This is a genomic window from Streptococcus pseudopneumoniae (assembly GCF_001072665.1).
Classification (GTDB): Bacteria; Bacillota; Bacilli; order Lactobacillales; family Streptococcaceae; genus Streptococcus; species Streptococcus pseudopneumoniae_S.
In genome coordinates, this window is the sequence record NZ_JVJI01000138.1 from 13,735 (window position 1) to 36,776 (window position 23,042).

Genomic DNA, 23,042 nt, shown 5'->3' on the forward strand with positions numbered 1-23,042 from the left:
ATAACTGAGGGACTTGTAAGAGCTTATGAAAGAGAAGAAACCAATCAAGCTAAATGATGAGCAGTTAATGCTTGACGCCAGTAACGTTGCAGACATCTATCATCAGCTAACTCTTGAACTCTTTGACCAGGTAATAGATCGTATCAAAGAGCGTGGCTCTGCTAGCCTTGATGATAACCCTTATATTTGGCAACTTGAGAAAATGAATGAGATGGGCCTACTCAATGAGGACAATGTCAAGCTCATTTCTGACCGCTCAGGGATTGCTGAGGAACAGCTTAGGCATGTTATCCAAAATGAGGGCTACAAAATCTATAAAGACACCAAACAACAGCTTTTAGAGGCGACTGGTGGAGGTGGTTTTGCTGGTAACTCTATCATTCAGACCAATCTAGCTGCTTATGTCAATCAGGCTATGGGAGATATAGACAACCTCATCAATACCACTCTACCAATGAGTATCAGAAAGGTTTATCAGTCCATAGTCCAGGAGAGCGTGGCCAAGGTTGTCACAGGACTCACTACCTCAGACAAGGCTATCTCTGACACAGTCATGAAATGGGCTAAAAAAGGCTTTTATGGCTTTACTGATAGCCAAGGCAAACGGTGGAAAGCTGATACCTACGCTAGGCAAGTTATCAAGTCCACGGCTTGGCGTGTCTATCGTGAGGTCAGAATGGCTCCTGCTGAGGAGTTGGGTATAGATACCTTTTACTATCACAAAAAGGCCACAGCAAGAGAGATGTGCGCCCCTCTGCAACATCAGATAGTAACTACTGGAGTTGCTAGGACGGAAAAAGGGGAGCGTATTTTGGCGCTATCAGACTACGGATACGGATACGCTGGAGGTTGTCAGGGTATTAACTGTACTCATGAGATGACGCCATACATCCCAGGGGCTAACTACAAGCCTGATTTGCCTGACGAGTTAAGAGACTTGACTCCAGAGCAAGCAATAGAAAATGCAAACGCTCAGGCTAAACAGAGGGCCCTAGAGAGGTCTATCAGACAGTCTAAGGAATTTCTACACGTTGCAGAGAAACTAGGTGACCAGGAGCTGATAGACAAGTATAAGAGCAAGGTTAGGATCCAACAGGGAGCCATGAGAGACTATCTCAAACAGCACCCATTTTTACACCGTGATTATGCTAGAGAGAAATACTATGATGACCCTTATACCAAAGCTAAGAAAGAGGTTAAGGTCAGAAAAGAACTTGAAAAGCTGGAAAAACACAGAGCAGAACAAAAAGAAATGCGTGAGAAGTTTAATTCAGCTGTTAAAAGTGGTATAATTAAGACGGAAATCAATAACGAACATTTTGAAAACCACATTAGAGGCACTAAGGGATATGAGAAATATCTCCAGAAGAACTTAGAAAAAGGAGCACCTCCACCAAGCTATCTGACAATCACTAAAGAAGAATGTCAGGCACTAGTTGATAGGTATGCTGGAACAGGACAGTTCAAGTATGATCCAAAATCAACCAAAATGCAGGAAATTATCTCACAAAATAAACCTATAGGAACCTATATAGATCCTAGAACTGGTGAAGTCGTTGAGAATACTACTGATTTTCGTATTCATTACAGTAAAACAGGCTCACATATTGTGCCAACTATCAAAGGGAAAGGAGACCGTAAATGAGTAAACAACTTTGGAACTACCTACGCTCAAGAGTTCAGGTAGTAAATAGTGACGGTGAAGTCATCAAAGGGCTTGTCACAGATTTTATTGACGAAATGGACAATGATGAGCAAGATGAAATCACTATCCTCATTGACAATCCTAGCCCTGATGAACCGACTGAGATTTCTCTCTTTGAGAGTCAGATTATTTCAATTAAAGCAATCTCATAGCACTTAGAACAATCTAGGCGCTTTTTTCATGCAATAAATTGCTATAAACCACTGTAAACCGTGTCGAAATCGAGGCGGTTTTTCTTTTGCCCTGGAGCATGGCGTAAAACTGTCTTAATTTGTCCATGTGACGTAAAAAAGGAGGAGTTAAGACATGAGTCTTAAACGTGAAATGTTAGTTGAGGCAGGTATCGAGGACAAAGCTGTCATTGACAATATTATGCAAGCGTACGGTGCAGGTATTGAAAATGCCAAGTCACAAGCCAAGTCGGAACTAAAAGCCGAAAACGACACATTAAAACAACAGCTTGAGCAACAAACCCAAGCTATCAATGATCTACAGGCCAAAGAGGGATCTAGCGCTGAAAGCAAACAACAGCTTGAAGAACTAAAAGCCCAATTTGACCAGTACAAGCTGGATAGTGAGGCAAATCTTGCTCAGGTAACTAAAACAAACGCTGTAGCCCTTGCTTTGAAAGACGTAGGAGCTTACAACTCAGAGGATTTGATGAAATTCATTGACCTAGACAAAATCGAGCTAGGAGAAGATGGAAAACCTCAATTAGAGGACACAATCAACTCACTCAAAGAGTCAAGCCCTTACCTATTCCAAGCTGAGGACAAGCAGCCTAACCCTAATATCTCTGTGCACGGAAATCCACCAGCAGAAACTGGAAACGATCATCTAAGCGCAGAGGAAAAAGCCCTATTTGCAGGCTTTGATAGCGTATAAAACCAAAAATAAAGAAAAGAGGAATATTACACATGGCAGTAAATTACGCAGCTAAATTTGATGAAAAAGTAGATGAGCGCTTTGCTAAAGAGGCCCTGTCTAATGGTATTGTTAACCAAGATTTTGATTTTCTTGGAGTTGACACCGTCAAGGTCTACTCTATCCCAACATCAGGAATGAATGACTACAAGACAACTGGGCAAAATCGCTACGGTGACGCTGAGGAACTTGGAAATACAGTTCAAACTATGACAATGAAGAAAGACCGCTCTTTCACATTCACGATTGACAAGAAATCTGAACAGGACACAAATGGTGTCATGGAGGCTGGAAAAGCCCTTGCACGTCAGTTGTCAGAAGTCGTTATCCCAGAGGTAGACACTTACCGTTTTGCAACAATCGTAGCTGGTGCAGATACAGATCATATCGCTACTGGTTCAGTAACTAAAACAAATGCCTACGAGCTTGTACTTGATGGTCAGGTTAAACTAACTGACGCCTTCGTCCCAACAGCTGGTCGCATCTTGCATGTATCTCCTAAATTCTACAAACTCATCAAGCTTGACCCAACTTTTGTGAAAAATTCTGACCTTGGCCAAGAGATCACTATCAAGGGTCAAGTAGGTATGATTGACGGCTTACCAGTAGTTTTGACACCTACATCACGATTGCCACAAAATGTAGAGTTTATTATTGCTCATCCTGTGGCTACTCCATCTCCTATTAAGTTGGAAGACTACAAGATCCACGATAACCCACCAGGAATTAACGGCAAGCTCGTTGAGGGTCGTATCCGTTACGACGCTTTTGTTCTTGACAACAAGAAGAAAGCTATCTACGTTCACAAATCAGCTTAGTGAAAGGGGATAAAAATGAACGATTCTAACATTGAAGAGACTTTGGTTGTATCTAAAGAAACTGAAGAGGAGCCAGAAGTAAAAGATCCAAAAACATTGAAAAAAGATGGAGTAACGTTTACTCTATCTGACCCGATTATGATTTCAGCCTTTGAAAATCAAGGATACGAAGTGGAGGAATAAAATAAATGGCTAAATTTAAAGCTAAAACAAACTTTTTTATGGCAAAAACAGGGCAGCAGTTTGATGCAAATAATGCGTATGAAATGACAGTTGCTGAAGCGGATGAAATTAATAGACAGACACTTGCGGAATATGGAGACAACTGGCTAGAAGAAATCGAGCAAGTTGTCCCATCTCAAGAACCAACTTCAGATGTAATCCCAGGGCTTTCTGAGAATCCAGATTATTTAATTTAAGGCGGTAAAGTCATGACCTACTTAACAAAAGATGAATTTAAGGACTTTGGTTTTGATGAAGTTGAGGAGTTTGAAAAGCTACTAAAGAGGGCAGAGATTGCTATCAACCTCTTTCTTAACAATTTCTACAGCTTTGTAGACTTTGAAAAAGAAATTGAGCACAGAAAGCAAGCTGTCAAACTGGCTACGGCTTTCCAGGTAGCATATTTGGACGCTAGTGGGATCACTACGGCTGATGATAAGCAATCAGTCTCTACTGTGGTTCTAGGGCGCACTCATATCACCTACCAAAACTCATCTAGCCAGTCTTTAGAGAGTGCTAGGTATAACTTATCACTTGACGCCTTGAATACTCTGAAATCGGTAGGATTTGGCTTTAGGGGGGTAGGTTATGACAGACATTGATAAACGGTTATTGATTGATACTGTAACAATTCAGAAAACCACAGGAGAAAAAGACGGATGGGGTAAAGAAGTATTTGAGAGCCCAGTGACCCTTAGAACTGTTAGGTTTGACAGACAGTATCAAGTCAAAGGTACGAAGAACAACCGTAAAGAGTCCAAGCCTAGTACGTTATTTGTGTACCCTAAATATTGCCCAATCGTCTTAGACAAGACCTTTGAAAATGCCATTATCAACGACGGAGAACGTGAGTACAGAGTGACCTCTGTGGTTCCTGTCAGTTATCCACACAAACAAAAAGTATTTTGCTATGAAGTGGAGTGTATCTGATGGGAATAGGCGTATCTGTCAAGATTGATTTAAAAGGTATTGAGAAAAAGGTATCCCCACAGGCACTAGCTAAGGGGAAGTTAGCTATCGCTAATCAAATGTTGACTGACTTTACCCCTTTTATTCCTCGAAAGAGTGGAGACTTAAGTGGTAGCGGTCAGGCTACTAAGGATGGGGTTAAATATCCTGGACCTTACGCTAGAGCTCAATTCTACGGATCGAGCTATAACAAGAATAGGAGTTTTGTCTTTAAGAAGTACACGACTCCTGGAACAGGCAAGCGGTGGGACTTGAAAGCCTCAGCGTTATATCTTGATGATTGGAAGAAAACGGGTCTAAGAGCAATGGGAGTAAAAGCATGAATAACAATGATTTTTCAGAAGTCCTTAGAGATTTCATCAACACACTAAACCTCCCTCTGACTTGTAAGCTAGATTACTTATCAGAGAGGGAGGATTTAGTCCTTTATCCTTTGCCAGGTGGGAAGATTTTAACAGAGTACATGAACGGTAAGCAGGATATTAGCCTTGTATTTGAGGTGGCAATCAAAACGACTGATCACCAGAAGACAAGCTCTATCCTGTGGGCCATCAATCATGCTCTCGCCGATTTTAATCTGGAACTACCTAGCAAAAATAATTCATATCAATTCAGAGGCCTTGAAGTATCACAGCCATTCCTAAATGACCGTGATGAGCAAGGTTTTTATATTTACATGTTAGATGTAACGGCAAAACTTGAAACAAATGGAGGAAACTAAATGCCAAAAATGAAAAACGCCAAACGCAAACACTTTCTTGCGCCATGGTTACCAACAGCACCAGCTACTGAGCCAGGTAATGACGCCTGGAAATGGCTTGCGGACGGAGTAAAAACCGCCGAGGCTGAAAATGACGAGGATACAGATGACATTGCATACTACAACGGCGACGGCACCAAAAAAACTGTAGTGATGTCTGTTAAGAGTGGTTACAGTTTTGAGGGCGATTACATCAAAGAGGATGAAGCTCAGGCAATTGTTGCAGCTATGCGCTTTAAAACTGGAGATGACCGTAATGTCTGGTTTAAAGTGGTAGACGCTGATGGCAAAACTCAATATGTCGGAGTCGCTACTGTCTCAGGTATCCAAATTGGAGGCGGAGATGCGTCTGAGTATGAGACCTTTAAGTGCACTATCAGCTGGAATGTGGCGCCTAAACAGTCTGCTGTAGTCGGTTGATGATTTGATCTAGGGGAGTGAACAGGCTCCCCTTTTTATTTTTGATTTTAAAAAATTAGTAGGAGAGAAAACAAATGGTAGTAATTAAGAAACGTGACAATGTCATCCCTGTTGATTTTGGAGAGTTCAGGCTTGAATTTGTAGCCAATGACAAAAACATCCACAAAATGGAGTCAGTTGGTAAAAAGCTCAAAAAAGACGGCGAAAAACTAGCCAACACAGAAGACAGTAAGGCCTTTGAAACTTTACAAGACTTGGTAAAAGGGTCATGGACAGAGCTGTTTGACCAAGACGCTTATAACAAGGTCTATGATTTCTCTAACGGCTCGACTGTCGATACTATGGCTTACTTGCTTGAGGCTATCACAGGGGTTATCTCAGAATGGGAGAAACGCAACAATACAGATGCCCTCAAAAAATATCTAGGTGACTGACATGCTGGACCTATCAAGGAAATTGACAGATGAGTTAGTCCTTGGTGATGATGTGTATCCAATGAATATCGCTTTTAACAAGGTTTTGAAAGTGGTGGAGCTGATCAATGATGATGACATTGACGAGCTTTACAAGCCTTTCCTGGCTATTCAAATCTTGACCGATGTAGATTTTACTCAGGCTTTAACTCCTGAACAAGCTACAGCAATCTTTAAGATGATATTTGAGGAGCATATTAGAATTATTCCAGCTAAAGACACAGCACCAGTGCTAGATTTGGCAGGGAACCCAATCAAAAGCAAGATACGCTCTAGGAGCCAATCTGAGGGAGGAGATCGTCTCTTTAGCTTGAAGTACGACGCTGAGTATATTTACTCATCATTTCTCCAGGCTTACGGAATTGACCTAATAGACGCTCAGAACAGCCTACACTGGAAGAAGTTCAACGCTTTACTCAATGGCCTGCCTAGTGATACTAAATTTGCTGAGGTGCTAAAAATACGCTCTTACAAGCCTCAAAAGGGAGATAGTAAGCAGTATAAGGAGAACATGAGGGAACTCAAAAAAGAGTATGCTCTACCTGATGAATTTGACTACTAATTTTAGAAAGGAGGTACATAATGGCAGATGGTTCAGTTACTATCAAGGTTGATATGGATGGCTCTAATGCTCAATCAGGAGTAAGCAAGCTTAAAGCTCTATTCGGTGGACTTGAAAACGCAGGCTCGAAAGTAGGGTCTGTTTTTAAGTCTGTCTTAGGAGCTAATCTGATTAGTTCTGCCCTTACTACAGGAATTGGGACTATTACAAGTGGTGTCCGTGAAATGGCCTCTGAGCTAAACAGTTCACAGAAAGCTTGGAAAACCTTTGAGGGGAACCTACAGGCCTTTGGGCGATCAGCTGAGGAAATCAAGGCAGCTAAGACCGAAATGCAGGACTTTGCAACCAAAACCATCTACTCAGCCTCTGATATGGCTAGTACTTACTCGCAACTTGACGCAGTTGGGACTAAGAATGTTGGTAGTCTAGTTAAGGCCTTTGGTGGACTTGCAGCCTCTGCTGAAAACCCAGCCCAAGCCATGAAATCATTGTCAACTCAGGCGACACAGATGGCAAGTAAACCTAAAATAGCTTGGATGGACTTTAAGATCATGATGGAGCAAGCTCCTGCTGGTATGGCAGCTGTCGCAAAAGAGATGGGAATGTCTACTGCTGAGCTTGTAAAAGCCGTCCAAGACGGAAAAGTCAAGACAGAGGACTTTTTTGACGCCATGAACCGAGCAGGGAACTCAGACGCTTTTCAAAAGATGGCTACAGAGTTCAAAACGGTTGACCAGGCCATAGATGGGGCAAAAGAAAGCCTATCTAATAAACTTATGCCAGCCTTTGAAAAACTTAACAAGTTTGGAATTAAGGCAGTCAATGCAATATCTGACGCTCTTGAAAAAATTAATTTTGATAGCATGGCTGAAAAGCTAGGTGCGTTCTTAGAGAGTATAGACATTGAGGGGGTTGTCACTAGAATCAGCACATCAATCTCTAATTTTGTTGGTAAAATTAAAACTTTCTGGCAAGCATTCTCAAATACAGGAGCAGTTACTGCTTTTGTCGAGGCTATTAAGAGCATTTCAGGAGCGATTGGTCATGTGTGGGATAGTTTGACAGCATCAGAAGTGTTGACAACCTTAGGAAGTGTACTAGGCAATATTGTAAAGTGGCTTTCTCAGGCTGCAACCGCAGTAGCTAACTTTGTTTCAGGCTTAGATCCAGGGACAATCCAAAGTGTAGCAACGGCGATTATTAGCATAGGTACAGCTTTGATAGGCATCAAGGCGGGAGTCAAGATTGCTCAGGCTCTAAAAACAGCCTTTGATTTTGGTAAGAATCTAGTTAGTTTAGTAAGTAACATTCTAGGATTGACAACAGCCCAACTTGCTAACGCTGGAGCAAGTGCCGCAATGAGCGCAGGGAATACAGCAGTTGGGACAACGGCATCCGCAAGTGCTGGCTCTGTCTTAAGATTGGCCGCTGCAGTTCTTATGATTGGCGCAGGGGTCTTGATGGCTGCCGCTGGTGTTTATGTCCTGGTACAGGCAGCTATACAACTTGCCTCAGCTGGAACTGGTGCACAGGTTGCAATGCTTGCCATTGTAGCAGGTATTGCCTTGCTTGCTGTGGGAGCAGCTACATTAGGTCCAGCATTGACAGCAGGAGCTGTAGGTATTTTAGCTTTTGGAGCTTCCGTTGCTCTTATTGGTGCTGGTATTGCAGTTGCTGCTCTTGGGATTTCTGTACTTGTTACAGCTATCTCTAACGGAATGACTCAGATTATTAACGCCATATCTGCAAATGCACCACAAATTGTAACAATTATCCAGGCTATTGCTGATGGTATCAGTACAGCTATGAGTGGTATTGCTGGCATTATTGCTTCTATTGGAGGAGTGATCTCTACAGCTTTGCAAGGCATTGCTAATATCTTTACATCAGTTGGGCAAGCAATATCTACTGCCGCTCAAGGAATCGGTAAAGGTATTGAGAGTGCTTTTAATGGTATTTCCAATGTCATCACCTCTGTAGGTAATGCTATCAAGAGTGTATTAGATGGCCTTGCTAATGTATTCAATTCTATTGGTACGGCTGCTCAAAAAGCAGGAAATGGATTTAAGCAGTTAGCTCAAGGGGTGGTAATGATCACCAATACCAACCTTGGGGATATGGCAGCATCTTTAGCCGCTGTTGCTATTTGCGTAGGTAAAATCTCAGGAGCAAGCGCTGGCATGGCTAGCGTTGGTGCAGGTATGCAGGCACTGGGAGCAGGTCTACTCACAATACAAGCCAGCGGAGCCATGGCCGTTGCTGTACTAACAACAATGGCAAGCACCATTCCTACAATTTCAGCCTCTGTAACTACTTTAGCCCCAGCGATGACATTGGCTGGTACTGCTATGAGTGCCTTTGCAACATCAGTAATGACCTCTTTTGTAGGTTTATCAGGGGCAACAGCTAGCATTACTATCCTACAAAGTGGGTTAGTTGCTTTGTCAAGTTCAATGTTGATGGCACAGGCTGGAGCCCTAGCTATATCAGCAGGATTTACAGCAATCAGTGGAGTTGTGAGTGCTTTAGTTGGCGTACTTGGTACAATACCAGGTCAGTTTACACTGATTACCACATCAGCAATCATGGCAACTACTGCCATTATGCAGTTAGCTACATCCGCTCCTATGGTTGCCTCGGCCTTTTCTAGTATCTCGGCAGCTGCTGGATCAGCAATGTCTTTACTCAATTCTGTTGTGCAGTCAGCAATGTCTCAAGCTGTAGCAATAATGCGCTTAAGCATGCAACAGATGGTGTCTGTGGTCCTGCAATCGGCAACTCAGATGACTCAAGCCGGTCAACAGGCAGGTCGTGGGGTCTCTAATGGCATTACTAACGGCATCCGCTCAGGAATTGGGTCAGCAACGGCTGCAATGTCAGCTATGTTAAGCTCAATCCGTTCTAGGGCAATGTCAGGGGCTGGAGCTATGCGTTATGCAGGGAGCATGATTGGGCAAGGTTTAGCGCAAGGTATGTACTCAGCACTTGGGGCTGTCACTGCGGCAGCTAATGCGCTTGTCGCTCAAGCTGAGAGAGCAGCGCAAGCTAAGGCTAAAATCCATAGTCCGTCACGACTATTTAGAGACAATGTAGGTAGATACATTGCTCAAGGTATTGCCGTGGGTATTGAACAGAATAGCTCTGATGTGGTTGATAGTCTGGCATACGTTCAGAAAGAGATGTCAGCGTTCAAATTTGGCGCTGAGGACTTGCTAGGTTTAGGGAAACATACTGTATCTAGTCAGTTTAGACTCAAATCACTCACAGAACGAGCAGAAACAAGCCAAATCGAGGTTATTCGTGACCAGGCTGACAAAGTCCTGGCTAGAGCTCTTGAAGTGGCTGAGGAGGCTGTCAAGCGCCCTGTGAATATGGTGCTAGATGACGGTGCTCTAGTTGCTAAAATCGGACAACCAATGACTAACTATCAAAATGACAAGCTAATGCTAGATAACATGATGAGAGGTATTATCTAATGAATAATGACACAATCACAATCAATGGATTTGACCTCTCTGAGGTTATTGACATTATAGACATCATCCGTCCAGTAGGTAACGAGCGCCATATCACTACTAATGACGCACCACTTTTGGGAGTCAATCTGCAAGAGGTAAGGACAGGCGCTAAAATCATCAAAGTCAAGTTTGCCATGCAATATGGGAACGGCATGACACTTGAAACGGCTAAGCACAAACTAGCTGGCATTTTTAACACTTCTGAAGCTGTCAAAATTGTCATTTCAGACGAGCCTGACAAGTATTACATGGGTCTAGTATCTGGCTCTGTGGACATGGACAACATTACTAGATGGTTCCAAAAGGGCAGTTTTGACCTGGTTATCCCTGACGGAGTAGCTCACAGCTCAACCTATAAGCGTTTTGATAACGGACAAGAGCAACCTGACAAGGTTGTTTTTAATTTGGTCAATAATGGTAACGTCCCAGCTTTTCCTGTGATAACAGTCAAAAACAACGCTGAAAACGGCTATATAGGCCTGGTTAATACTAGCGGAGCCTTTGAAGTTGGAGACCGTGAGGAGGCTGATACAGGGATAGTTAAGAAATCCGAAATCTTAATGGATTTTAGAGGCGATAAAATCTCAACTGGTTTTTCCCAAGCATTAAAAAATCAAGGCGTTACAAATGATAATACGGAGTATGTGGTAGGAACCGCTGAAAGAATAAATCTCTGGGAGCGTCCCCATATTAAATTAAAAAATCTACGAGGTGAAACTAAATTACACAACTATGCTACTAGTCTAACTTGGACTATCCCGAATGATAGTGTAGGAGAAATCGGGTCTTTAAACGATTATCTTTGGTGGCGACAAGTCTTTTGGTCTGAAGCTCTTAATCAGTATGGTTTTATTAAAATTACTATTTCTGACACTAACGATAAATTCTTATACGGCGTGGAGAGTTTCAAAAGGTCTCTGGGCTCAGAATGTGAATATAACTTCTTTGCTAGCGATGGCAAGGGTAGCTATAACATTCTGAAACGTTGGGAATTTGACGGAAGCACTACAGGAGACATTAACCCTTTTAGTGTAGCTAGAGGCTGGTCAGATTTGAAACGGAATGATGACAAGGTACAAGTCTTTTATCGTGGCTCTTACTTTACTTTCACAGTTCCTGAAATAAAGGGCAGAAAGTCAGCTAAGATCCATGTGACATTGGGGGCATATCGAGATTATCCAATGGTCTCTCATATGTATCTTGATGAATTGTATTATCGCAAAGACTTTGTCAAAACAATCGGAGATGTGCCTAACCGCTATCCAATCGGCTCGAATGTTGTGCTAAACAGCGAGAATGACACTGTCACAGTGGACGGCCTTGAGAAGATTGTGGATGTTGTAGATGGTTCAAGTTTCTTGACTATTCCACCTGGAAACAGTCAGCTTGAGGTCTATTGCTCAAGTTGGGTCAAGACCAAACCCACTGTCAAAGTAGAATTTAAAGAAAGGTATCTATAACAATGTTATTGACAATACATGACTCAAATTTGAGAAAAGTGGCTTTTATCGACAATGACAAACAGGATACATTGAACTATTTCAATGACACCTGGACAAGATACCTGGAAACTGGTTCTAGTACCTTTGATTTTACAGTCTTTAAAAAGGCAATTATCTCAGATGTAGGCAAAAAGAGGGCTTATAATTCTCTCAATGAGAAGGCATTTGTGTCATTCCATTACAAAGGCAAGACATACCTGTATACAATCCGAAAGGTTGAAGAAAACGAGAAGGTCATTAAATGCTACGGTATCAACCTAAACCTTGAGCTAATCAATGAGTACTCTATTCCTTACAAATCGCCTAAGGCTATGAGCTTTAAGGAATTTTGTGAGGAGATGGACTTGCTTAACTATACTTTCTTGAAAATCGGTATCAATGAGGTTGCTAATAAGAAAATCTCTGCTGAGTGGGAGGGCACAGACACTAAACTTAACAGACTACTCAGTCTAGCTAAGAAATTTGGTGCAGAAATTGAGTTTGACACGCGTCTCAACGCTGACAGCTCTATCAAGTCATTCACGGTTAACATCTATCACGAGCACGATGATACCCATCAAGGGGTAGGACAAATCAGTCCAACCATCTTGAAGTATGGTAAAAACCTCAAGACGATTACTAGGACGATTGATAAGACTGGTATCTATAATACGATTGTCCCAACAGGTAAGGATGATAAAGGCAACGTAGTTGATATTAGGGGTCTTGGACCTTGGTCAGTCAACAACTCAAAGGGAGAACGTGAGTTTTACCAGTCAGGGGCTGCTTTGTATGCCCCTCTTTCAATGCAGATGTATCCATCTACTTTCACTCATGCTACTGGAGAGCTTGACCAGTGGATAAGAAAAGACATGACTGTAGAGAGTTCAAATCCTGAGGTTATCCGCTCAACGGCCTACCGTGAGCTCAAGAAAAACTGTTATCCAGCAGTCACTTATGAGGCTGAGGGCTTTGCGGATCTTGAAATAGGAGACACGGTAAAAGTCTATGATGACGGCTTTAGCCCTACTCTTTTACTTGAGATGAGGGTGTCTGAGCAAGTCATCAGCTTTACCAATCCTAGAAACAATAAAACGACTTTTTCAAATGCTAAGGCGCTTGAAAATCGTCTATCTCAAGGAATTCAGCAGCAACTAGACAGGATGATAGAGGACGCTAAGCCCTACACTATCAAACTAGCTACAGACAATGGTATAGCCTTTAAAAATGGCCAAGGTCAGACCATTGTGACCCCTACTCTCATGAGAGGGAATAAGGTTATCAACAGCGGATGGCGTTGGGTCGTTGATGGTGTAATCAAAGCCACAAGCCCTAGTTACATTGTCCGAGGCTCTGACATCAATCAAAAGATGGTTTTGACGGTATCAGCATGGGTGGATAACAAAGAGGTAGCCTCTGAGCAGTTGACTCTCATTAATACATCGGATGGGCTACAAGGTCCGAAAGGAGACACTGGACCACAGGGAGCAATAGGTCCGAAAGGAGACAGAGGAGAAAAAGGCGAAAAGGGAGACCGTGGGGAACGTGGGCTCCAAGGACTCCAAGGCTTGCAAGGTGTTAAGGGTGACCAAGGTATTCCAGGAGTTAGAGGAGCGGACGGACGTACACAGTACACTCACATAGCTTATGCTGATACTATCTCAGGTAGTGGATTTAGCCAGACTAACGCTGACAAGGCTTATATAGGAGTGTACGTTGATTTTAATGCAACTGATAGTGTCAACCCTGCTGACTATCGCTGGAAGAGGTGGAGAGGCTCAGATGGTTTAAACGGTAAAGACGGACCTCAAGGTATTCCAGGTAAACCAGGGGCTGATGGTCGGACTCCATATTTTCATAGGGCATGGGCTAATTCTGCTGATGGCCGTGATAGTTTTAGCACCTCTGATAGTACTAACAAGCGCTATTTAGGTACGCTAACGGATTTCACTGAGGCAGATAGTCAGGATCCTGGAAGTTATAAGTGGACAGCTTTATTTGGGACGACAGAGCAATCAGGTAACATTTTACTTGACTCAAATACTGGATGGAGAAATAAACATCAGCAAGACTTCATCTTGGCTGAACCTTTAAAATCTGGTAAGCAGTACACTCTAAGCGCCAAATGGTGGAGGAGTGATAACAGTACACTTATTTTTGGAATTCGTGAAAATCCTAGCGATAATTGGCAGTGGATAAAGCTATCATATAGCTTTGAGTTGGATGTTTGGAGCGCTACTTTTACATCTAATAAAAATCTTAACACTGGCGATACTGTTTCATTTTTTACCGGAGAACTCGAAGGGATCGGTAATGCTGATTGGGCCGTTTTAACAGTTGGAGCCATACCAATGACGAGCTGGCAACCTCACTGGTCAGAGACTCAAAAACAACTAGATTCTAAAGCCGACCAAGGGCTAACGCAGGAGCAACTGAACGCTCTCAATGAAAAGGCTGGAGTTATTCAAGCTGAGTTAGAGGCCAAGGCTAGCGCTGACACGCTTGATAACTGGATTAAAGCCTATCAGGATTTTGTTAAATCTAACGAAACGGCTAGAGTTCAAGCTGAGAAAGATTTGATTTCAGCTAGTCAGCGTGTCTCTAATATCGCTAAAGACTTAGGAGAATTGTCTGACCGTTGGAATTTCATTGATACTTACATGAGCTCATCAAATGAGGGGTTAGTCATTGGTAAGAATGACGGTTCATCTAGTATGCTGTTTAGTCCGAATGGCCGGATTTCAATGTATTCAGCAGGGGTTGAGGTTATGTATATTAGTCAAGGTGTTATCCATATTGAGAATGGTATATTCTCAAAAACTATTCAAATCGGACGATTTAGAGAAGAACAGTATCATATCAATCCAGACATGAACGTGATTAGATACGTAGGAGGTAACTAATGGCTGAATTTTGGTCAAATAATGATAGGAGCTATTATCTCAGACTGTGGGTAGACCAAGTATCCCAAAATATATCTGACAATAGCAGTCAAGTAAGGATAAGACTTGCTTTGACAAACGGTGCTCATACATTTGCAGATTATGACTGTACTGCCTCTGTAACCGTTGACGGTCAGACTTTGAGCTGGTCAGGTCGTCCATCTATGTTGAGTCAAAATAGCTCAATTATGTTGATTGATAAGACAGTAACAATCAGACATGATAACGATGGTAAAAAATCGTTTGGGCTGTCTGCTGCATTTAGCGGTGGTGGTGGATGGTCACCAGGAACACTTTCAATCAGTAGGAACTCATTCACGCTCTCAACGATACCACGCTCAAGCTCTGTAAGCGTGAGCGCTGGGGCCATTGGCAGTGCGGTTACCGTCAACATCAACCGTCAAAGCTCCAGTTTTAAGCATACCGTGCGCTATGCCTGGGCAGGTAAGTCAGGGACGATTGCAACGAATGTAGACACATCCACAACATGGACGATCCCTATGGACTTTGCCAACGATATCCCAAACTCTGCTAGTGGAACAGGGGCTATCTACGTAGATACCTATTCAGGTTCTACTAAGACAGGCACACAGTCAACCACATTCACGGCAAGCGTGCCAGCTAATGTCAAGCCTAATTTTACAGGGATATCATTATCAGACTTAAATAGTACTGCTCAGAACCTTATCCCAAACGGAAACACGTTCATCCAGGTAATCTCTAACATCAAAGTAGCGTTTAATGGCGCAGTTGGTTCCTACGGTTCATCAATAACTGGATACTACGCTGAAATCGTTGGCAAAAACCAGTCTACAAGTTCAAACGGTGGTAGTTTAGGTATCATGAACTACCACGGCACAATCAAAATCAGAGCAAGAGTATCCGATAGCCGTGGACGCTGGTCTGATACTAGAGAGATATCCGCGACAGTTCTTGAGTATTTTGCCCCTGCTCTCAGCTTTAGCATAGCAAGGACAGGGTCAACCTCTAGCACATTGACGGTCACTAGAAACGCCAAAGTAGCCCCTCTGACTGTATCAGGAAGTCAAAAGAACACAATGACTTTGACTTTCAAGGTTGCAAGACTAGGAACTAATGCTTTTTCAGTTGACAATGGTCAAGCGACTGGTACCTGGTCAAGTATTTCAAGTCTAGTCAATTCACGGGCTAATCTTTCAGGGAATTATCTAGCTAATCAGTCATGGGTTGTCATTGGTATCCTTGAGGACAAATTCACTCGTACTGAGTTTATGGTCAACGTGGCCACTGAAAGCGTGGTATTCTCTTATGACCGTTCAGGTGTCGGTATCAACAAAATCAGGGAGCAAGGCGCTCTTGATGTCAAGGGCAACATCTACGCAGACAACAAACCCATACAGCAATATCAGCTGACTGATAACAATGGAGGTCTAGGTAGAGGTAGTGCTCAATGGAATGATGTTTGGAATAAGCAAGGCACGGAGTTCGGGTGGAGGTCTGGTAAATACGATGACAATCCAACAGGTAGAAATGGCGACTGGGGTCTGTATCAAAATTTTTGGCTTGATAGTTGGAAAGGCGTCCAATTTTTCACAGGGTTAAGCTCAAATAGGTTTTTCTTTAGGACTTACAACAATAATAGTAGATGGAGTCCATCTCAATGGAAAGAGATTGCTACTGTTCAAGAAACAGTCAAGAGGAAAATTGAGCTAGGTTGGTTTATCAACGGTAACGTAACAAGAAATGGCAATCTTGTCACAATTTCAACCGAAAGAAAAATTGCAGACATTGCCACAATTTCAGACTATCGAGAAGTCAAAGAAACAATACCAGCTGGATTTAGACCAGCTCAAGAGGTTAACTTGGTTTTACAAGGATTGTCTGACTCAACAGTAACAGGCACAGCTATCTTACACCTTGCCTCAGATGGAAAAATCCGTCTGACAAGTAAAGCGCCAGGAAACAAATACTGGACAGGCACAATAACTTATATTACAAATGACCCTTACCCTTAATAAACGAAAGGAATATATATGAAACTAGAATACGGGACAAAGTCCTTGGAATATGACGGCAGTGGAACAGCATCAGCTACCAAGGTCACACTTGTCAACTCAAGCGGTGCTATCGTACCTATTTTGTTACCGGCTGATAAAATCAGCTTGTCTAATACTGAACTCTTTGAGTTAGCTCTTGAGGCTCATTATCAAGAGAATTTTCCACAGCGTGCTGAAAATGAAAAATTCAATAAAGTAGATGAGCAGCTAAAACAAAATAAAGAAATGGCTGCTAGATTAGAACAAGCTGGAACCGAAAACAAGGAAAACTTGGACACGGTATCAGCTATCACTGAGGTCTTGATTGCCTTGGCAGTATCTCAAAATGGAGGTATGCCTACCAACGCCTATGGCAAGGTGGCAGCATTTGTTAAGCCACTAGTCAAGAGTACACGCTACTCAAATGGAGACATCATTGCCATGCCTTATCCATTTGAAAATAATGCCAAATGGCCAAGTGGAACCAAGACTATCTTTAAGTTTCAGATGCAGGCTAATGAGGGCTATACATACAAGGACCAGGCTCTTGCTGAGATGCTACAGCAAGGTGTATTGACCGTGGTCATGCCACGTATTGAGTAAGGGGGATTTTATGTCATGGTCTGAAATAATCGAGAAAATAATACATGCGATCACTCAACTTGCTCCTACTATCGGTGTCATCGCTACTGGTTGGTTTGGGATGCGAGCAAGTAAAGCAGGGAATCTCAATCAAGAACAGTTCAAGGAGTTGAAAGGGGAATTGAGCACTATCCATGCAATCGGTGAGGAGAACAAGCAAAATATAACTGAAATCAACAACAAGCTGGCTGTGCATGATGAAGCACATCTAGCTACTATGTATCTACGGCTGGAGCGTGATATTACTGTTGCTCTCAAGCGTGGTTATACAAGCGTTCACGAGTCGGATATTATCCACAAAATGCACTCAAGTTACAAAAAACTAGGTGGGAATGGGCGCATCGATGCCCTGTTTAATAAATTTGTAAATTTAGAAATTGCGGAGGAAAATACAAATGCAACAGATTAATGAAATTATCACAAATGGAGCAATCAGCATCCTTGTTATTTTAGCAGGGGTAACAGTTAAGGCAGTCAAGGACTACCTGGTTCAAAAAGGTGGAGAGAGAACCATCAAAATCGTTGAAATCTTGGCCAAAAATGCGGTCAACGCTGTTGAGCAGGTCGCTTCTGAAACCGGATATAAAGGTGAGGAGAAGCTGGAACAGGCTCGTGATAAAATCCGTGCAGAGCTTACCAAATATAACATTAGCATGACTGACAAGGACCTCGATACATTTGTCGAGTCAGCGGTCAAGCTGATGAATGATACCTGGAAAGGAGAGTAATGATGGTAGAAATCATTAACCATACAATTTTTAATGGAATTTCAGGATCCCGACCAACTGAGAGACCAAAATATTATGTTTTACATAATGATGCTGGCTCAAAAAGTGCAAAGGCCTATATCGAATGGCTCCAAGAACGATATGACAATGGCCGGTCTGAACTTGGTTTTGCTCATTACTACATCACAAGAGATGCAATTGTGCGAGTCGAAGACACATACAATGGTTCATGGTCTGCTGCTAACTACGATGCTAACATGAACTCTCTTAGCTATGAAGTATGCCAGCAGTTAAGCGCATCAGATGCCGAGTTCATTGAAAATGAAAACATGGTATTAAGACAAATGGCCGAGGATATGACTTATTACGGTGATACTCCGAACTATTCAAATATCAAGTTTCACAATGAATTTTCTAGCACATCATGCCCTGCTCGTTCCCTTGAATTGCACGGGGGATACAATGACAGCTTGCGTGACTATGTGATTGCTAAAATTAAGCATTATCAATCCCTTGGTTCAACTGTTCAAGAAATGCTTGATAACGAGGGTAATCAGGAAGGTTGGAAGAGAAATTCAACTGGCTGGTGGTATGTCAACGCAGATGGAAGCTACCCAACGAATAAATGGCAGAAGATCAACAATGTCTGGTATTACTTTGACAGTAATGGCTACATGAAAGCTAACTCATGGCACAAGCATTCAGATGGGTACTGGTATTACTTGCTACCAAATGGCGCAATGGCCACTGGTTGGGTACTTATCAGTAACAAGTGGTATTACTTCAAAGAAGATGGCAAGATGGCCACTGGTTGGGTCAAGTACAAGGAGCACTGGTACTATCTCGATTACCAAAAAGGAGAGATGGTATCAAATGCTTTTATCCAGTCAGCTGATAAAAAAGGCTGGTATTACCTCAAACCAGACGGTAGCATGGCAGATAAGCCAGAGTTTACTGTTGAGCCTAACGGGCTCATTACTACAAAATAAATAGAAAGGAAACTTTCTAAATTGTTCTTTCACCGCAGGCCCAGGCTTGCGGTTTTTTGTTTGCTCTGAAAGTACTTTCTGAATTAAAAAAAGTAATGATTTTTTCACTACTTTTTTATTTTTTTACGAATAGATAAGTAAGGAGGAAGAAAATATGAACATTTTGAAGATTGAACTAGCAAATGTAGAGCAGACAGACTTAGGTTTTGAGCATTGGGTAGATGTGACTTACACTGTCCCAATTTTGAAAAACGAATACACGGTCAAGCTGTTATTATTCATGGAATGCAAGATAGAGGACCAAGAGGTTATTGAGTATCTAGTATCAACTTGGAAGTATCGGGATCTCGTGCTGCATTCATTGCAGATGTATGAGATGGAAAAAATCAATAATTTTACTATCCTTGATCGAAATGTAGGTTACTAAAATTATTTATATTTTCCACTTGATAACAATGTCCTCAGCTGTTACCTGAACCTTGTTTATAAGCCCTCTAACAAGTACCTTTTGACCTTCGTAGTCCATTGAAAAGACTTTCTCAGCGTTTAGCAGTTTCCTCATATCGGCCTTTCTTTTGTCTTTTCCGAGAGCTGGATCGTTTTCCAGTTCAGCCTCAAGAGTTCCCCTCATGCTTATAAATTCGGCTGACTTGCTCTGTAATTCCTCAAGAGTAATGCGATCGTCTATGTATAGATCGTTAAGTCTGCTCAATTTCTTTGATAGCTCCTCTATTTGTCTCTTGTAGCTCTCACGGTCTATAGTCTCAGCGCTGTCCTCTGAAAATATTTTGTCCAGGTAATCAGCGTCATCTTGCAGTTTGCTGATTTCTTTTAGCACATAGGCCTCTAGCTTGTCTTTGTAGTAAAATCCTGAGTCACACTTTTTATTGTCGTTATAGGTAGTAACGCCTCTCAGCGTTCGTGGGTGCCTTTGATGGCATTCATATTTTTTTAACCTGCTCCCATCTTTCCTCTTTACACCTAGCATAATTTTTAAAGGAGCGCCACAATATCCACATTGGGCGATACCAGATAGAATGTACTTAGCTTGGAATGGTCTAGGATTGACATTCTCTGCTGCCGTCCTTTGTCTAATCTTCAGTTCTTCCTTGGTCTTGTTGTATACCTCCTCTGTAATTATTGGCTCATGATTACCTGGATAAATTTCTCCCTTATACTGATTGAAACCGCAGTAGACAGGGTTATCTAGTATGGCTCTGACCGCCCGATAACTCCAAGGCACATGTTTTGAGTATTTCTCATTCAGATCATCCCTCAGCTTAGTAATGGATCTCCCTCTCAGATAACTCTCAAATATAAATTTAACAGCTAGAGCCTGAGCTGGATTGATAGTCACAGTTCCAGTTTCCTTGTGATAATTGTATCCATAGGATGTTTTAGCCCACATCATGGATTTTCCAGCCTTGGCCCGTCCTATTTTACCAAGTTGCATACGCTCCTTGATTTGCTCCCTCTCAAGCTGGGCAAAGACGCTCAAGAGCCCAATCATAGCCTTTCCAAAAGGGGTAGAGGTGTCAAAATTCTCCTGCAAGCTCAGAAAGGCTATATTATTCTTTATGAAAATATCTTCAATTAGATAAAGGGTATCTTTTTGACTACGGCTCAGACGGTCCAGTTTATAGACTAGCACTGTATCAAATTTTTTCCTTTTAGCGTCTTTGATAAGCCCCTCAAGTGCTGGTCTGTCAGTATTGGATCCCGAGAAACCACCATCAGTATATATCTTGTAGACGCTCCAGTCCTTAATATCGCAGTAGCTAGAGAGCTTAGCTTTTTGCTCCTCGATTGAGTAGCCCTCTTCTGCCTGTGAGGTAGTGGACACCCTGACATATATAGCTACTTTATTTATTGATTTCATTGCTTTTGTACCCCCTTTTTGATAAAATAGGGTATAGAAAAGAGGGCTTTTTAATGCCTATCTTTCTATACATCTTGCCTCACGCTCAGACTCGCCAAAGTTTGAGAGCGTGGGGCTTTTTTTGTTTGTGTAATCAAAAAAGCTGCACAATTATTGTACAGCTGTGACCGAGGCAGGAGCTACCTGCCGTATTTTGCACTAGATGAGTTCATCTAGGTAATCCAACTGTATTTTATCAAAATTTCTATTTAGCTGTCAAATATAATCCGTTCGGAACACTCTCCTCAGTCAAAATTTGAGAGTGTTTTTTGTTTGTTATGCATTATCATCTACTCTGTCTTGTAAGATGATCAATTTTTCTTTCAGGTCATTTACTCTTGCTAAATTACTATTCATTTCATTGATGTAGTAATTGATTTCATTGTGAATTTCTAAAGCGCTTGTTGGTGCATTTAGGGAGTTGAAATAATTAACTAATTCTTTGCAAAATTTAGCGTACTCACTGTGATACCTTATTTGCACTTGGCACATCATTAAATCAAATTTATTTTTGTCCCATGTTGGGAAATCGATATCAAGATTTGTAGGGTATCCTTTAGCTGAGTGTATCTCCCATAGCGACGAATATTTATCAGCAATACCCCTCCCTTCATCAGTCAAAAGTGTTTTGCCGTCATCATCATAAAGCAATGAGTTGTCTTTGAATTTTCTTGTTATTTTTTCAGCATTTAGATTGTAATCATGAAAAAAATATTTAGGGATTGATATAGTTGATTTTCTTCCACTCTTTGTTTTCCCCCACCAAACCAAGAGTAGTAACTCTCTAAGAGGATAACCCTCTGGAGTTTTAAAGCTATCGTTGTATTTTGGAAAATCAAAGCCTCTTCCATATATTTCAAACATATTAGGTCTTGAGTTTAGTATTTTGAAATACTTAGGCCGATAGTAGTCAAATTCTTTAGGCGGAGCAATAGTAACGGAAATTTGTTGCGACTCTTTTGGCTTTTTACTCCCAAATAAAAAATTAAATATTCCCATATTAAAACCTCTCTAATGTGGTTCAGTGATTGCACATATTTTTTTAAACCTTATAAATATCTACGACCTCTCCGATTGTACGGATGTCGTCATTTTCTGTTAGATGGATTTCCTCATAGCTATTATTGAGACTTTGCAAGTACCAAGAACCATCATAATCTCTTTTAAGCTTTTTGACGAAGTTCTTGCCGTTCACTTGGAAAATGCCGATTGAGTTGATATCCACTTGACTAGTGACCTTGATAAATAGAAGGTCATTATCTTCTATGAGTGGCTCCATTGAGTCGCCTGCCACCTTAGCTATCGTGTCGTATTCCTCTGGCACATCTTCAGTTCTGAGCTTTACTTCCATGTGTAGATTGTCTTCCTGAAACGTTCCATGTCCTGCTGCAACCAAGCCTTCTACATAATCAGTAATGTAGTCCTCGTCGTCTTGAGACTTATCAAAGATAGAGATAATCTTAGAGCTGTTTTGTTCTTCTAGTTGTTCCTTGGCATAGTCAAGGACTTTTTCTTGTTTAGGCTCTTCTAGTTGGTTGTAGATGGTTAGGATTTCAGATTCGTTCTTAGGTGTCTTTAATAAATAAGAAAATATCTCAGGTCTAATATCCAAAGCTGAACAAATTTTTATAGCATTTTCCACGTTAGCATTCATTATTCCTCGCTCTAATATAGAACGAACAGTTGAATAAGGCATGCCATTTTCTTCTGCAAAAGATTTTACAGAACTATAACGAGAAAGAATTAGTTGCTTTAGTTTTTCTTCGTTCATGGTTACCTCTCTTTCTGTTTTTTATTATACCACACGATTTTTCGTATGTCTATAAAAAAAAGAAAGAAAAAAACGATTTTTAGTGTTGACAAACACGAAAAATGGTGTTAAACTTATATCAAGCTCAGATGAGCTTAATTTTAAAACTAAAAACACGAAAAATCGTGTTAGAAAGGAATGCTATG

The 23,042-nt window shown here is 41.6% G+C and carries 25 protein-coding genes; 22 read left to right on the top strand and 3 right to left on the bottom strand.

What is annotated here, in order from left to right; genetic code table 11:
• Positions 1 to 25: 25 nt before the first annotated feature.
• The 22 genes from ADH52_RS10485 to ADH52_RS10585 all read left to right on the top strand — a co-directional run bounded on the left by ADH52_RS10485 (position 26) and on the right by ADH52_RS10585 (position 19,595).
• Positions 26 to 1,645 carry a phage minor capsid protein gene (locus tag ADH52_RS10485; protein WP_049511147.1) on the top strand — a complete coding sequence of 540 codons (1,620 nt, stop codon included), beginning with the start codon at positions 26 to 28 and terminating at the stop codon, positions 1,643 to 1,645.
• Positions 1,642 to 1,857 carry a hypothetical protein gene (locus ADH52_RS10490; RefSeq protein WP_049488120.1) on the top strand — a complete coding sequence of 72 codons (216 nt, stop codon included), beginning with the start codon at positions 1,642 to 1,644 and terminating at the stop codon, positions 1,855 to 1,857. The genes ADH52_RS10485 and ADH52_RS10490 overlap by 4 nt, the downstream gene beginning before the upstream one ends.
• A gap of 154 nt (positions 1,858 to 2,011) precedes the next feature.
• Positions 2,012 to 2,590, top strand: a complete 579-nt coding sequence (locus ADH52_RS10495) for a phage scaffolding protein (RefSeq protein ID WP_049511148.1) — start codon at positions 2,012 to 2,014, stop codon at positions 2,588 to 2,590.
• A gap of 32 nt (positions 2,591 to 2,622) precedes the next feature.
• On the top strand, positions 2,623 to 3,447 hold the full coding sequence (locus ADH52_RS10500) for a hypothetical protein (protein ID WP_049488124.1): 825 nt from the start codon (positions 2,623 to 2,625) through the stop codon (positions 3,445 to 3,447).
• 15 nt (positions 3,448 to 3,462) lie between these two features.
• Positions 3,463 to 3,630: a hypothetical protein gene (locus tag ADH52_RS11425; RefSeq protein ID WP_158086161.1), complete on the top strand. Its 168-nt coding sequence runs from the start codon at positions 3,463 to 3,465 to the stop codon at positions 3,628 to 3,630.
• Positions 3,631 to 3,635: 5 nt separating this feature from the next.
• A complete protein-coding gene (locus ADH52_RS10505; protein ID WP_049511149.1) occupies positions 3,636 to 3,866 on the top strand; it encodes a hypothetical protein in 231 nt (76 codons plus the stop codon).
• A gap of 12 nt (positions 3,867 to 3,878) precedes the next feature.
• Positions 3,879 to 4,271, top strand: a complete 393-nt coding sequence (locus ADH52_RS10510) for a hypothetical protein (protein ID WP_049511150.1) — start codon at positions 3,879 to 3,881, stop codon at positions 4,269 to 4,271.
• Positions 4,258 to 4,599: a putative minor capsid protein gene (locus ADH52_RS10515; protein WP_049488130.1), complete on the top strand. Its 342-nt coding sequence runs from the start codon at positions 4,258 to 4,260 to the stop codon at positions 4,597 to 4,599. Before ADH52_RS10510 ends, ADH52_RS10515 begins: the two co-directional genes overlap by 14 nt.
• The gene (locus ADH52_RS10520; protein WP_049511151.1) at positions 4,599 to 4,961 is read left to right on the top strand and encodes a minor capsid protein; all 363 of its coding nucleotides are present in this window, start codon (positions 4,599 to 4,601) and stop codon (positions 4,959 to 4,961) included. The genes ADH52_RS10515 and ADH52_RS10520 overlap by 1 nt, the downstream gene beginning before the upstream one ends.
• Positions 4,958 to 5,359, top strand: coding sequence for a minor capsid protein (locus ADH52_RS10525; protein ID WP_049511152.1), 402 nt, complete (start codon positions 4,958 to 4,960; stop codon positions 5,357 to 5,359). The genes ADH52_RS10520 and ADH52_RS10525 overlap by 4 nt, the downstream gene beginning before the upstream one ends.
• Complete coding sequence (locus ADH52_RS10530; protein WP_049511153.1) at positions 5,360 to 5,818, top strand: phage tail tube protein; 459 nt, start codon at positions 5,360 to 5,362, stop codon at positions 5,816 to 5,818.
• Positions 5,819 to 5,892: 74 nt separating this feature from the next.
• On the top strand, positions 5,893 to 6,252 hold the full coding sequence (locus tag ADH52_RS10535; RefSeq protein ID WP_049511154.1) for a hypothetical protein: 360 nt from the start codon (positions 5,893 to 5,895) through the stop codon (positions 6,250 to 6,252).
• A gap of 1 nt (position 6,253) precedes the next feature.
• The gene (locus tag ADH52_RS10540; RefSeq protein ID WP_049511155.1) at positions 6,254 to 6,853 is read left to right on the top strand and encodes a Gp15 family bacteriophage protein; all 600 of its coding nucleotides are present in this window, start codon (positions 6,254 to 6,256) and stop codon (positions 6,851 to 6,853) included.
• Positions 6,854 to 6,873: 20 nt separating this feature from the next.
• Positions 6,874 to 10,329 (top strand): tape measure protein, encoded by a 3,456-nt coding sequence (locus ADH52_RS10545; protein WP_049511156.1) that lies wholly within the window; start codon positions 6,874 to 6,876, stop codon positions 10,327 to 10,329.
• The gene (locus ADH52_RS10550; protein WP_049511157.1) at positions 10,329 to 11,831 is read left to right on the top strand and encodes a distal tail protein Dit; all 1,503 of its coding nucleotides are present in this window, start codon (positions 10,329 to 10,331) and stop codon (positions 11,829 to 11,831) included. The genes ADH52_RS10545 and ADH52_RS10550 overlap by 1 nt, the downstream gene beginning before the upstream one ends.
• A gap of 2 nt (positions 11,832 to 11,833) precedes the next feature.
• Positions 11,834 to 14,755 (top strand): phage tail spike protein, encoded by a 2,922-nt coding sequence (locus ADH52_RS10555; RefSeq protein WP_049511158.1) that lies wholly within the window; start codon positions 11,834 to 11,836, stop codon positions 14,753 to 14,755.
• Entirely contained in the window at positions 14,755 to 16,788 is a 2,034-nt protein-coding gene (locus tag ADH52_RS10560) for a DUF859 domain-containing protein (RefSeq protein WP_049511159.1), read from the top strand. Before ADH52_RS10555 ends, ADH52_RS10560 begins: the two co-directional genes overlap by 1 nt.
• An 18-nt stretch (positions 16,789 to 16,806) precedes the next feature.
• Positions 16,807 to 17,412, top strand: coding sequence for a DUF1366 domain-containing protein (locus ADH52_RS10565; protein WP_049511160.1), 606 nt, complete (start codon positions 16,807 to 16,809; stop codon positions 17,410 to 17,412).
• 10 nt (positions 17,413 to 17,422) lie between these two features.
• On the top strand, positions 17,423 to 17,860 hold the full coding sequence (locus ADH52_RS10570) for a hypothetical protein (RefSeq protein WP_049511161.1): 438 nt from the start codon (positions 17,423 to 17,425) through the stop codon (positions 17,858 to 17,860).
• Positions 17,847 to 18,179, top strand: coding sequence for a phage holin (locus ADH52_RS10575; RefSeq protein WP_049511162.1), 333 nt, complete (start codon positions 17,847 to 17,849; stop codon positions 18,177 to 18,179). Before ADH52_RS10570 ends, ADH52_RS10575 begins: the two co-directional genes overlap by 14 nt.
• A gap of 2 nt (positions 18,180 to 18,181) precedes the next feature.
• Positions 18,182 to 19,168, top strand: coding sequence for an N-acetylmuramoyl-L-alanine amidase (locus tag ADH52_RS10580; RefSeq protein ID WP_049511163.1), 987 nt, complete (start codon positions 18,182 to 18,184; stop codon positions 19,166 to 19,168).
• Positions 19,169 to 19,322: 154 nt separating this feature from the next.
• Complete coding sequence (locus ADH52_RS10585; RefSeq protein ID WP_049511164.1) at positions 19,323 to 19,595, top strand: DUF7720 family protein; 273 nt, start codon at positions 19,323 to 19,325, stop codon at positions 19,593 to 19,595.
• Positions 19,596 to 19,601: 6 nt separating this feature from the next.
• Here the strand turns inward: ADH52_RS10585 and ADH52_RS10590 are convergent, their stop codons facing one another.
• The 3 genes from ADH52_RS10590 to ADH52_RS10600 all read right to left on the bottom strand — a co-directional run bounded on the left by ADH52_RS10590 (position 19,602) and on the right by ADH52_RS10600 (position 22,857).
• The gene (locus ADH52_RS10590; RefSeq protein ID WP_049511165.1) at positions 19,602 to 21,047 is read right to left on the bottom strand and encodes a recombinase family protein; all 1,446 of its coding nucleotides are present in this window, start codon (positions 21,045 to 21,047) and stop codon (positions 19,602 to 19,604) included.
• 315 nt (positions 21,048 to 21,362) lie between these two features.
• Entirely contained in the window at positions 21,363 to 22,085 is a 723-nt protein-coding gene (locus ADH52_RS10595; RefSeq protein ID WP_049488074.1) for a hypothetical protein, read from the bottom strand.
• A gap of 43 nt (positions 22,086 to 22,128) precedes the next feature.
• The gene (locus ADH52_RS10600; RefSeq protein ID WP_049488076.1) at positions 22,129 to 22,857 is read right to left on the bottom strand and encodes an XRE family transcriptional regulator; all 729 of its coding nucleotides are present in this window, start codon (positions 22,855 to 22,857) and stop codon (positions 22,129 to 22,131) included.
• Between the last annotated feature and the right edge of the window lie 185 nt (positions 22,858 to 23,042).